This window comes from Streptomyces sp. NPDC006365 (genome assembly GCF_042870755.1).
In the GTDB taxonomy this organism is placed as follows: Bacteria; Actinomycetota; Actinomycetes; order Streptomycetales; family Streptomycetaceae; genus Streptomyces; species Streptomyces xiangluensis.
Window position 1 is genome coordinate 238,051 of record NZ_JBIAHS010000001.1, and the last position, 11,881, is coordinate 249,931.

The window sequence follows — 11,881 nt, forward strand, 5'->3', positions numbered from 1 at the left end:
CCGCATTCGAACACGGGAAACTCCCGCCTGCCCGGCTGGGCCCCCGCGACCGCGAACTCGCCCTGTGGGACGCCGAACCGGCCGGCGAGGTCACTCCTCGGGAATCCACACCCGCATTGCGCCCTCCTCCCGGTTTGCCCAGGCGTAGTACGGCACCGCTGTCAGCCGTACGTCGCTTCCGTCGCTCCGGCGGCGCCCGACGGCCGTGACGACGGCGACCCCGCCCAGCAGCTCCGGATCCTGAGCGACCGCCAGGTCGGAGCCGTACGGCAGTGTCACATCGTCGAGCCGGACCCCGGGCTGCTGATCGACACCCTCCAGACAGTGCACGAGCGGGCCCCGCTCCACGGCCACACAGCCGCGGACCGCGTCGACGCGCGGGTCGGGCCGGGTCAGCCGCGCCGTCAGGTCGAGGCCGAGGGTGAGCGTGTCGCCCGCGGACCAGCGGCGGCGCATCCTCAGCCAGCCGTCGCCCGCCTCGGCCGGAGCGCTCCCATCGAGTGCCGAGGCCTTGAACTCCGTGCACCAGGACGGGATACGCAGCGACAGCGACCAGTCACGGTCCGCCGGAGCCTCCTCGACGGTCACGGTGATCCGGCCGTCCCACGGATACGCGGTCTCCACCCGGACGACGCCCTCCCCGGCGGCGTACACCCCCGTCGCGTACTGGTGCAGCTGCAGACCCTCCGCGTCACCGCTCGCCACATAGTGGGGGAGCGAGGCGAGGAGCCGCATCACGTTCGGGGGGCAGCAGGCGCAGCGGAACCAAGGGGTGCGGCGGGCCGTCTGGTCGCCGCCGCGGTCGGCGTACTCCTCGCGGACCTGGAGCGGGTTGACGTACAGCCAGCTGTCGCCGTCGAGGCCGACGCCGGAGAGGAAGCCGTTGAAGAGGGTGCGTTCGACGAGGTCGGAGTACTTCGCCTCGCCCGTCAGCAGGGCCATCCGCCACGACCACTGGACGGACGAGATCGCCGCGCAGGTCTCGGCGTACGCCCGGTCCGGCGGCAGCTCGAACGGGTCGCCGAAGGCCTCGCCCTCGTGCCGGGAACCGACCCCGCCGGTGACATACGTCTTCGTCGCCACCATGGCGTCCCACATGCGCTCCAGCGCGGCCCGCAGCTCCGGATCGCCGGTCTCCGCCACCAGGTCGGTCGCCCCCGCGAGCAGATACAGCTGCCGCACGGCATGGCCCTCGACCGTGTCCGCCTCACGCACCGGAGTGTGGTCCTGCCAGTAGGCCTGGCCCATGTCGCGGTCGTGGCCGCGGTCGACGCCCGCGCTCAGCACGCCGTAGCCGCGCCGGTCGACGAAATAGGCGGCGAGGTCCAGCCAGCGGCGCTCGCCGGTCTCGCGGTACAGCTCGACCAGCGCCGTCTCGATCTCGGGGTGCCCGCACACCCCGTCGATCGCCTTCTCCTTGCCGAACGTGGCGTCGATATGGGCCGCGAACCGCTCGGCCACATCCAGGAGTTCACGCCGGCCTGTCGCCCGGTGGTGGGCCACCGCCGCCTGGAAGAGATGGCCCGCGCAGTACAACTCGTGGCCCCAGCCCAGCTCCTGCCAGCGCAGCTCGGGGTGGGCGACCTGGTAGTACGTCTGCAGATAGCCGTCCGCGTCCTGGGCCGCAGCCAGAAGGGTGGTCAACTCGCCTATGTGGGAGGCCAATTGACTGTTCTCCGGGCTGTCGGCAAGCTGCCAGGACGCCGCCTCCAGCCACTTGTGCACATCCGAGTCCTGGAACTGGAAGTCACCGGTGAAACCACCCTTGCCGTCGGCCGCCGCCCGCAGATTGGCGAGGTTGCCCGCCTCCTCCAGCTTCGCCGGGCCCTGCGGGATGCTCACCTCGGCGTTCGTGCGCCGTCTGGTCGCCCAGAAACCGCCGGTGATCCGGGCCGCGGTCGCCGGGCGCAATGCCGTGTGCGCGCCGACGGTGAGGCGGATCGGACCGGTGTTGTTCGTTGTCACGTCAACCCTCCAGCGTGAACTTGCGAGGAAACCCTGGCGCTTGCGTCCGGGACTAACTGCCCAGGCACCGCCGCCACCGAATCCCGCACCACCACATGCGTTCCCAGCAGGAGGTGCTCGTTCGGGGCGTCCGGGGTCCTGCCGAGAGCCGTACGGACGGCGAGGCGGCCGAGTTCCTCGTAGGGGACGTGGACCGTGGTCAGCGGCGGATGCAGGTCGCGGGCGAACGGGATGTCGTCGTAGCCGACGAGGGAGACGTCGTCCGGGACGGCCAGGCCCGCCTCGTGCAGGGCGGTGAGCGCGCCCGCCGCGACCATGTCGGTGGCGGCCATCACCGCCGTGAACTCCAGCCCCTGGGACAGCGCCTGGCGGATGCGGCGGTGGCCCGAGTCACGGGTGAAGTCGCCGACGAGGCGCAGTTGAGGGTCCGGTTCTTCGCCTCGGGCGCGGTGGGCGGCCAGATAGCCACGCTCGCGGCCCTGGGCCGTGGTGTTCTCCGGCTTGCCCCCGAGGAACAGGATGCGCCGGTGCCCCTGGGCGAGGAGGTGGGCGCACAGCGCGTACGCCCCGCTCTCGTTGTCGTACTCGATCACCGTCACCGGGGTGCCGGGGTCCAGCGGAGGCCTGCCGCACAGCACGAGCCGTGAGCCCGCCGAGGACAGGGAGTCGGCGATACGGGACATGCGCGCGCGGTACTCGGCGGTGTCCGCGGTGCCGCCGACCAGGATCACGGCGGCGGCACGCTGGGCCCGCATCGTCTCGATGAACTCCAGCTCGTGCTCGGTGTCGCCGTCCGTGCTGCACACCAGACACAGATGACCGAGCCGGGTCGCCTCGCGCTCCACACCGTGCGCCATGTGCGCGAACGACGGGCCGGTGATGTCGTCCAGCACGAAGGCGAGGGTCGGCGTGCCGACGCCCGCGATCGCCTTGGCCCGGGCGTCGGCGACGTAGTCCAGCTCACGGACCGCCCGCATCACGCGCGTACGCGTCGCCGTGCTCACCGGGTAATCACCGGCCAGGACGCGCGAGACCGTCGAGGCGGACACCCCCGCCCGGGCCGCCACGTCCCGGATCGTGCTCCGGTTCCCGACGTCCCCGTTGCTCTTTCTCGTCATCGCCCCGCCCCTTCGACCGCTCAGTGGCTCGGGAACTGCGGCAACACTTGTGGCAACCGGTTCCCGAACCGGAGGTTAGCGGTGGGGCAACCGGTTGTCACGCCTGTTGCCTGCCGCAGAGCCCGGAAACGCCCCCCACCACGCACATCTTCGCGGCGAACAGCGATTATCCGCACCCGAACGCGGTATTCGCAGGGAAGAGACGCGGTATTCGCAAGGAAGATCATCCACCTTGTACGCACCCCGCTCACCCGGGATCGCCCTCATGAACGCCACGATGCAATGAACGCCATGAACAGCACGAACGCCATGAACGTTCCCGACTTCTCCTACGAGAGTCGGCCGGTACGGGTCGTGTTCCGCCCCGGTGCCGCGACGACCGCGCCGGCCGACGAGGCCGGGCGGCTCGGTCTCAGGCGCCTGCTGGTGGTCTGCGGCAGGCAGGGCGCGGTCACCGCCCGTGCGGTCGCCGCCTCGCTGGGTTCCCTGTGCGCGGGGCTGCACTCCGAGGCCCGTATGCACGTCCCCGTCGAGGTCGCCGACCGGGCCGTCGAGGTGGCGCACGCGGCGGGCGCCGACGGCTGCGTCGCGGTCGGCGGCGGCAGCGCGATCGGCCTCGGCAAGGCGATCGCCCTGCGCACCGGCCTGCCGCTGATCGCCGTGCCCTCCACCTACGCCGGCTCCGAGATGACGTCCGTCTGGGGCCTGACCGAGCACGGCGTCAAGCGCACCGGACGCGACCCGGCCGTCCTGCCCCGCAGCGTCGTCTACGACCCCGAACTCACCTTGAGCCTGCCCCCGGCCCTCTCGGTGACCAGCGGCTTCAACGCCGTCGCCCACGCGGCCGAGGCGCTGTACGCCCCCGACACCTCGCCCCTCGTCGCGCTGATGGCCGAGGAGGGCGTCCGCGCCATGACGTCCGCGCTCCCACCGGTCGCGGCCGATCCGGAGGCCATCGGGCCTCGCAGCCGTGCCCTCTACGGGGCCTGGCTCTGCGGCTCCTGCCTGGGCGCGACCACCATGGGCCTGCACCACAAGCTGTGCCATGTTCTGGGCGGCACCTTCGGCCTGCCGCACGCCGAGACGCACACGGTCGTCCTCCCGTACGCCCTCGCCTACAACGCACCCGCCGTCCCCCAGGCGATCACCGCCCTCAACCGCGCCCTCGACACGGACAACGCCCCGCATGCCCTCTGGGACCTGGCGGGACGCCTCAGCGCGCCGCGCTCCCTCGCCCAACTCGGCCTGACCGACGACGACTTGACGGTGGCAGCCGGACAGACCGCCGCCGAGGCGTACCCCAATCCGCGCACCGTCACGATGGGCGGGGCTCTGGAGGTGCTGAGGGCGGCGTACGCGGGTCGGTCCCCGCGCGCCGCGGCTCTGGCGTAAACGGCTGCTACGGGCGTAATCGGGAGGGGTCCCGGGAGGTTTGCGTAACCATGGCCCCCTGGCGGTCGGTTGAGCACGTCGTGTGGACGTCGGCTGATCACACGCGCTGTGAGGGGAGCGGTACGTGGCAGGGGAGCAGGAACGGGTCATAGCCGGGCGCTACCGGTTGCGGCAACGGCTGGGTTCCGGCGGGATGGGCAGCGTCTGGCGCGCCGAGGACCAGGCGCTCAGGGCTCAGGTGGCGGTCAAGGAGATCGAGGTCCCGGTACTGCCGGACGAGGCCTCCGGCGACCGTGCGTCCCGCGGGCGCAAGGAGGCGCTGAAGGCGGCCCAGCTGCGCGAGCATCCGAATGTGATCACGGTGTACGACGTGGTCGAGCACGAGGGCCTGCCGTGGATCGTGATGGAGTACCTGCCGGGCACCATGGACCTGAGCGCCGCCGTACGGGAGCGCGGCTCACTGCCCCCCGACGAGGTGGCCCGGATCGGGGCGGCCCTCGACGGACTCTCCGCCGGGCACCGGCTCGGTATCATCCACCGGGATGTGAAGCCCTCCAACATCCTGCTCGCACATCTGCGTCGCGTACACCTCCTCGCCATGCTTGCGGTACTCGCCCAGCGGGCGACGACATGCCAGGCATCCGGGGCAGCGCAGATGGACGAGATCGAGCAGGAGCACGGGGACACCAACGTGGCGCCCCCGCGCCCGTCCGCGTCCGACGGCGCGCCACGCGGTCCCTGGACACGGGTCCTCGCCGAGCGGTACGGGCTGGTCAAGCCGGTCGGCACCGGTGGCATGGGACGCGTCTGGCTGGCGTACGACCTGCGACTGCGCCGGGAGGTCGCGGTGAAGGAGGTCGTCGTACGGGCGGAGGCCGTGCCGGGGGAGGAGAGTCCGGGGGTACGGACGGCCCGGGCGCTCGGCGAGGCGTGGAGTCTTGCCGCGCTGCGCGAGGCGCCGCATGTGGTGACGGTCCATGACGTCGTCGAGGAGGGCGGCTTCCCGTGGATCGTGATGGAGTTCGTCCGCGGTGCCACGACCCTGGAGGCGGTGGTCGAGGAGCGGCTGCGGGCGGGAGAGGGGCCGCTGCCGGTCGGCGAGACGGCGCGGATCGGCCTCGCCGTGCTCAAGGCGCTCGCCGCGGGGCATCACCTCGGTATCGTGCACCGGGATGTGAAACCGTCCAACATCCTTCTGGCACCGGACGGTTCGGGGCATCCGCACGCTCGCGTGGTCCTCTCCGACTACGGGATCGCCCACCGTATGGCGGGTGCCCAGTCCCACACCCGGCCGCAGCGAGTGATCGGCACGCCCGGCTATCTCGCCCCGGAGCAGCTGTACGGGGGTTCGGCCACACCGGCGTCCGACCTGTTCGCTCTCGGTACGACCCTGTACTTCGCCGTCGAGGGCAGAGAGCCGTTCGCCGAGGGGGCGGGCATTGGCTACCCGCCGGCTCCCGCGCCGCCGCGCTGTGCCGGACCGCTCGGCGAGGTGCTGACGCAGCTGCTGTCGGCCTCGCCCCTGCACCGCCCGGAACACGGCGCGGTGCTGCGCCGCCTGCGGGAGCTCACCGGGGAGACGGGCGGGACCCTTTCCTGACGCACTGCCATGTGGAGCGCGTCGTTACGCCTGATTGACACCCACAGGTTTCTGGGTGATCTGCGGTACGCGCACACCCTGGCGATTGCCGCGTTCGTTTACGTGGTCGGCCACGCAAGTGGTCGGCGCACCCCGAAGCGAGCCGAGGTGGCCACCTCCACCCCGCATATGCGGAGGCACCAGCTACTACATCAACAACCTGTTCCGCGGCCACAAGGCCACCCTCGACCGGCTCCGCGTGGACCGCTGGCTGGAGGAAGCCCTCAACCGCGGCCCCGATCCCATGCACCTTGCTGCCGTCTTCGGCATCAGCACCGCCAGCGCCATCCGATACGCGCAAGCAGCCCGCCAGATCCTCGAAGACGACACGACACCACCATGAGCAACGTCCAATTCGGCTGACGGGCGGCCGCCAGAAGGGCCGCCCGACATCCAGCCGCGGAAGTAGGTCTTTATCCCAGGAATGTCGCAGTGGTCGCCACGAACTGGTCGGCGTCGTCGAGCCAGGGGTAGTGGCCCGCTTCCGGCTGAACCGCGAGCGTGGCATCGGAGAACAGCGCCGCGAAGTCGGCCGTCGACTGCGGCGGGCTGTTCAAGTCGAACTCTCCGGCGAGCAGCAGCACGGGGGCCTCGCAGGCGGCGAGCGCCGCACGAGTGGTCTCCGGGTTGAAGGCGCCCTCGGCCGCGAAGAGAGTGACAGCTTCCTTGTTTTCCGGCTGGCTGGACGCGTGGTGGTTCTGTGCCGCGGCGTCCCAGCGGCCCCAGAAGAAGGGAGCGAGGGCTTCCCAGTCGCTTCCCGTGCCCTCCGTGATCGCCTCCAGAGCGGCGAACGCCGCCGGGAACCACGGCTCGTTTTCACGAAGCTGCGCGAGTTCGCGCCGCATCTCCGCACTGATCGCGATGCCAACAGCTCGGGGACTGGGACCGATCAGGGCGAGCTTGCTGACGTTCTGCGGGTACCGGGCCACGTATTGCGTCGCAACGTTCGTGCCGGCGGAGTGGCCGAGCAGGTCCATCCGAGGGAGCGCGAGGTGTTCACGCAGCGCCTCGACGTCGTTGACCAGGTGATCGCAGCGGTAGGAAGAGGTGTCTTCGGGAATCGCGGACCGGCCGGTGCCGCGAAGATCCAAAATGATCAGCTGACGGTGCGTGGACAGGCCGCCCAGGTCGCCGAGGTAGAGGGAGTCCGTGGGACCTCCCGGGAGGCAGACGACCGGGTCGTCGTCTCCGATCACATGGTAGGCGAGCTGGGTTCCGTCAGGTGCGGAGAAGGTAGGCATGACGCGGATCCTGCCAATCATAACCGGGTTATACAACCTAGTTATAGCGGCGGGGTCGCTCGGGTATATAACCGAGCTGTGGCAGGCGAAAAGGACACCCACCAGAGCCCCGAGACGCTGACCGAGGAACAGGCCGAGCGAATGCTCGCCGGCATGAACGAGGTCATCCGCGCGGGCGAGGAGATGCGAAAGCTACGCACCGAAATGATCAAGCTGTTCGCCGACTTCGGCTGGACCCAGGACAGGATCGCCCATCTCACCGACATGAGTCAGCCCGCCGTGTCCAAGCAGGTGACGAAGTACAAGATGGGCGACCCACTACCCCCGACGAAGCTCTCCCTCGGCCAGCTCGATGTGCCCTGGCTCGAAGGACGCCTCTGGGGCCTCGCTGAGGAAATCTCCGAGAACTACGACACCGCCCGCTGCACGCGCTACGTTCACGCCATCGCCAGAGGGAAGAAGCGCTTCACACCTGAGAACGTCGACGAGTTGCGGCGCCTCATCGAAGAGGACCTGATGCTGCACCAGGCAGAGATGCCCAGCAGCTACCGGAACGCATACGACGAGATCAGTCGCGGTCTCGACATCCCCGCGAAGGTCACCACCAAGGCATCAGCCTCTGTGCGGCGTGCCCTCGCTCACCAGATCCAGCGCGACCAGCTCAGGGGTGACTCCTGAGCGGTTGTCACTACAACCGGAGCTCCACATATTGCACCTACCCCACAACGCTAACCTGCCCAACGCAGCCACCCACCGGACCTGAGCGATCGACATCGGCTGGGACCGTCCGGTCAGCATGCGCGAGGCGGCCGACGTGATGGGCCGCCGGGCCGGAAAGAAGATCAAGGTGGTGGCCGTCCCCTCCGCCGTCGCCCGCGCCGCAGGAGCCGTCGCCGGCCGCTTCATGCCCCTGATCAAGGACCTGGCTGCGATGTTCCGCTGGTTCGAGACCGGCCGCTACGTCGCCGACCCCCGCCGCCAGGAGCAGCTGTTCGGCCCCGTCCCCACGGCCGAGGAGGCCCTCGCCCGGTTCACCGACGAGCTGCGCACGCACAGCAACGGTGACGGGCCCGCGTCCCATCCCTCGCCGCCCGGCGGCCTGACCAGGACGCCTCGGACTTCGAGGTGTGATCAAGTCCAAGCTCCGACTCCCTGAAGACCTGTACGCCGGACCCTGCCGTGCGCTTCCACCTCATCGGAGCCCCCGACCGCATCAGAGAATGTGTCACCGGCGACCCGGGGTTCACCCTGTACGCCGATCCGGAATCCGCCTGGTGCCAGTGGGTCAACGGCACTTGATCCCTGCCCCCCCGGGCTCGTGGGCGCGGCTGCCACTCACGTCCGGGCTGGATGACCGTCACTCACATACGGGCTGGATGACCGTCACTCACATACGGGCCCGATGAGCCGTGACTCACATACGGGCCGGCTGACCCGTGTCGGCCCCGTGGTGGCGCCCCATCGGAATGACCAGGGGTGTGCCACTGACCGGGTCCATGGTGATCTTGCAGTTCAGGTCGAATACGTCCGCCACGGTCTCGGCGGTGATGACCTCGGCCGGCGGGCCCTCGGCGACGATCCGGCCGGACTTCATGGCGACGACGTGGTCGGCGTAGCGGCAGGCCTGGTTGAGATCGTGCAGCACCATCACGACGGTGCGCATCTCGCGCCGGTTGAGGTCGGTGATGAGGTCCAGCACGTCGATCTGGTGGGCCAGGTCCAGATATGTCGTCGGCTCGTCGAGGAGCAGTACGGGCGTGCCCTGGGCGACCGCCATGGCGATCCAGGCGCGCTGGCGCTGCCCGCCGGAGAGCTCGTCGACGGGACGGTCCGCGAGGTCGGTCATGGCGGTGGCGGCCAGCGCCTGGTGCACGGCCTGCTCGTCGGCCTTGGACCACTGCCGCCACCAGGTCTGGTGCGGTGAACGGCCGCGGTTGACCAGGTCGATGACGGTCAGCCCCTCGGGTGCGACCGGGCTCTGCGGCAGGATGCCGAGGCGCTGGGCGAGTTCCCGCGACGGTATGGACTGCAGGGCCCGGCCATCCAGGTGGACGGCGCCCTCACGGGGGGCGAGCAGCCGGGCCAGGGCGCGCAGCAGCGTGGACTTGCCGCAGGCGTTGGCGCCGACGATCGCCGTGATCCGCCCGGGCGGTACGGCCAGGTCCAGGCCGTCCACGACCAGCCGGTTGTCGTAGGCCAGGCGCAGTCCGCTCGCCCGCAGGTCCGGGTCGGTTCCGGGCGAGGCGTCCGCCGACTTGGGTTCAACCGACATGGATCAACCTCCTGAACCCGCGCGGTTCACGCGGACGAGCAACCAGAGCAGGACCGGCGCGCCGAGCACGCCGGTGACGATTCCGACCGGCAGTTCCGTGCCGGGGACGAGCGTACGGGCGATGAGATCGCTGCCGAGGACCATCAGGGCCCCGGTCAGTGCCGAGGCGACAGGGGGCGGCCATGCGGTGCCGGCCAGCCGCTGGGCGATCTGCGGCGCGGCGAGCGCCACGAAGGCGACGGGGCCCGCGGACGCGGTGGCGAAGGCGATCAGACCGACCCCGGTGAGCAGGATGGACAGGCGCACGAACTGCACCCGGGTACCGAGGCCGGTGGCGACGTCGTCGCCGAGCTGGAGGGTGCGCAGCAGCCGACCGAGCAGCAGCGCCGCCGGCAGCAGCACGGCCAGCACGACGGCGAGCGGGGTGACCTGGTCCCACGTACGGCCGTTGAGGTTGCCGACCAGCCAGCCGAGGGCGGCCTGCGCCTCGAACCGTCCGCCCTTGGCCACCAGGTAGTCGGTGGCGCTGGTGCAGATCCAGGCCACGCCGATGCCGATCAGGATGATCCGGTAGCCGGTGGTGCCGCGCCGCCAGGCCAGGGCGTACACGATCAGGGCGGTGGCGAGTGCGCCGAGCAGTCCGAGGGCCTGGGTGCCGAGGCCGCCGTCCCAGCCCAGCACGATGCCCGCCACCACGGCGGTGCCCGCACCTTGGGTGAGGCCGATCATGTCGGGGCTGGCCAGCGGATTGCGGGTCATGGTCTGGAACAACGCACCGGAGACGGCGAACGCGATCCCGGCCAGCAGACCGACGAGGGAGCGCGGCAGCCGCAGCTCCTGGACGACGAGGACGGTGCCGGGGTCGCCGGTGCCGACAAGGGCGCGTACGACATCGGCGAAGGCGATCGGATAGTCGCCGAACGTCAGACCCCAGCAGAACAGCAGGAAGGTGGCCGTGGCGAGCACCGCGCTCAGCATCACGAGGCGGGGTCGGAAGATCCCGGAGACGGGCGGAACGGCCAGCCGGAAGGTGCGGTAGGAGCGGACGCGTTCAGGGGTGGGTGAAGTGCCGGAGTCCAAGGGGGACTTGGCGAGGGTGGACGGTGAGTCGGACATGGTCACACCTCCGACAGCTGGCGTCGGCGGACCATGGCGATGAAGAACGGGCCGCCGATGAAGGCGACGACGATGCCCGCCTGGACCTCGGTCGGCCGTGCGACGAGGCGGCCGACGATGTCCGCGGCGAGCAGCAGACTCGGCGCGAGGACGGCCGACAGCGGCAGCAGCCAGCGGTGGTCGGGGCCGATCCCCGCCAACTGGGCGAGGACCCGGGCGACATGGGGGACCACCAGGCCGATGAAGACGACCGGGCCGATGACCGCGACCGCGGCCCCGGTCAGCAGGGTGACCGCGGCGACGCCCTGCAGCCGGACCAGGCCGAGGCGCCGGCCGAGCGATGCCGCCACGTCCTCGCCGAGGGCGAGGCTGTTGAGGGCCGGCGCACAGGCCAGGGCGAGTGCGGCGCCTACGGCGAGGAACGGCAGGATCCGCAGTACTGTCGCACCGTCCTGGTCGGCCATCGAACCGGCGGTGAAGAAGCGGTAGCGGTCCAGCGCGTCCGGGTCGGTCAGGGCGATGGCGCTGGTGAGCGAGGTGAGCAGCGAGGTCACGGCGATACCGGCGAGCGCAAGTTTCACCGGCGTCTGTCCGGAACGGCCAAGCCCGCCGAGGAGGTAGACCACGACGCTTGCCGCGAGCGCGCCCGCGAAGGCGAACCAGACGTACCCGTAGAACGAGCCGAGCCCGAACACCCCGACCGCCAGCACGATGGCGAAGGAGGCGCCCGCGCTGACCCCCAGGATTCCGGGATCCGCGAGCGGATTGCGGGTCAGGGCCTGCATGAGGGCGCCGGCAAGGCCCAGAGCGGCGCCCGCCGCGAGGCCCAGCGTGGTGCGCGGCACCCGTGCCGACCAGACGATGTTGTCCACGAGCCGGCTCGGGGCGTCGCCGAACAGCGCCCGGATCACCTGGTCCGGCGGGACGCTGGCCGCGCCCAGCGCGAGCGACAGCAGACAGAGCACGACCAGAACAGCGCCGAGCAGCGCCACCAGCAGTACGGGGCGAACTCTCGCGCCCCGCTTCACCGTTCGGTCTCCACGGACCAGACTCCCTTAGGTTAGGCAGACCTTAATCCTAGTCGTGAGCTTGGGGTCCGTGGCGATTGGGTCTTTTGGTTAGGTAATCCTTACCTTAG

The 11,881-nt window shown here is 70.5% G+C and carries 11 protein-coding genes; 5 read left to right on the forward strand and 6 right to left on the reverse strand.

What is annotated here, in order from left to right:
* Positions 1-90: 90 nt before the first annotated feature.
* Both ACFYO0_RS01210 and ACFYO0_RS01215 read right to left on the reverse strand, forming a co-directional pair.
* Positions 91-1,965 carry a glycoside hydrolase family 127 protein gene (locus tag ACFYO0_RS01210; protein ID WP_388668672.1) on the reverse strand — a complete coding sequence of 625 codons (1,875 nt, stop codon included), beginning with the start codon at positions 1,963-1,965 and terminating at the stop codon, positions 91-93.
* Positions 1,962-3,083, reverse strand: coding sequence for a LacI family DNA-binding transcriptional regulator (locus ACFYO0_RS01215; RefSeq protein WP_388668675.1), 1,122 nt, complete (start codon positions 3,081-3,083; stop codon positions 1,962-1,964). Before ACFYO0_RS01215 ends, ACFYO0_RS01210 begins: the two co-directional genes overlap by 4 nt.
* Before the next feature lie 291 nt (positions 3,084-3,374).
* Here ACFYO0_RS01215 and ACFYO0_RS01220 point away from each other — a divergent pair, with 291 nt between their 5' ends.
* The 3 genes from ACFYO0_RS01220 (at position 3,375) to ACFYO0_RS01230 (ending at position 6,457) form a co-directional block, all read left to right on the forward strand.
* A complete protein-coding gene (locus ACFYO0_RS01220; protein ID WP_388668678.1) occupies positions 3,375-4,475 on the forward strand; it encodes a maleylacetate reductase in 1,101 nt (366 codons plus the stop codon).
* Between the two features lie 124 nt (positions 4,476-4,599).
* A complete protein-coding gene (locus ACFYO0_RS01225) occupies positions 4,600-6,075 on the forward strand; it encodes a serine/threonine-protein kinase (protein ID WP_388668681.1) in 1,476 nt (491 codons plus the stop codon).
* A gap of 118 nt (positions 6,076-6,193) precedes the next feature.
* A complete protein-coding gene (locus tag ACFYO0_RS01230) occupies positions 6,194-6,457 on the forward strand; it encodes a hypothetical protein (protein WP_388668684.1) in 264 nt (87 codons plus the stop codon).
* A 70-nt stretch (positions 6,458-6,527) separates the two neighbouring features.
* Here the strand turns inward: ACFYO0_RS01230 and ACFYO0_RS01235 are convergent, their stop codons facing one another.
* Positions 6,528-7,355, reverse strand: a complete 828-nt coding sequence (locus ACFYO0_RS01235) for an alpha/beta fold hydrolase (RefSeq protein ID WP_388668686.1) — start codon at positions 7,353-7,355, stop codon at positions 6,528-6,530.
* Positions 7,356-7,433: 78 nt separating this feature from the next.
* Between ACFYO0_RS01235 and ACFYO0_RS01240 the strand changes: the two genes are divergently transcribed.
* On the forward strand, positions 7,434-8,033 hold the full coding sequence (locus ACFYO0_RS01240) for a sigma-70 family RNA polymerase sigma factor (protein ID WP_388668689.1): 600 nt from the start codon (positions 7,434-7,436) through the stop codon (positions 8,031-8,033).
* A 118-nt stretch (positions 8,034-8,151) separates the two neighbouring features.
* A complete protein-coding gene (locus tag ACFYO0_RS01245; protein ID WP_388668692.1) occupies positions 8,152-8,511 on the forward strand; it encodes a hypothetical protein in 360 nt (119 codons plus the stop codon).
* A gap of 258 nt (positions 8,512-8,769) precedes the next feature.
* On the opposite strand, the gene ACFYO0_RS01250 is transcribed toward ACFYO0_RS01245, so the two are convergent.
* The 3 genes from ACFYO0_RS01250 to ACFYO0_RS01260 are packed head-to-tail and all read right to left on the reverse strand — an operon-like array spanning position 8,770 to position 11,771.
* Positions 8,770-9,627 (reverse strand): ABC transporter ATP-binding protein, encoded by an 858-nt coding sequence (locus tag ACFYO0_RS01250; protein WP_386343193.1) that lies wholly within the window; start codon positions 9,625-9,627, stop codon positions 8,770-8,772.
* Positions 9,628-9,630: 3 nt separating this feature from the next.
* Positions 9,631-10,743 (reverse strand): FecCD family ABC transporter permease, encoded by a 1,113-nt coding sequence (locus ACFYO0_RS01255; protein WP_388668695.1) that lies wholly within the window; start codon positions 10,741-10,743, stop codon positions 9,631-9,633.
* Positions 10,744-10,745: 2 nt separating this feature from the next.
* Positions 10,746-11,771: a FecCD family ABC transporter permease gene (locus tag ACFYO0_RS01260; RefSeq protein ID WP_388668698.1), complete on the reverse strand. Its 1,026-nt coding sequence runs from the start codon at positions 11,769-11,771 to the stop codon at positions 10,746-10,748.
* Between the last annotated feature and the right edge of the window lie 110 nt (positions 11,772-11,881).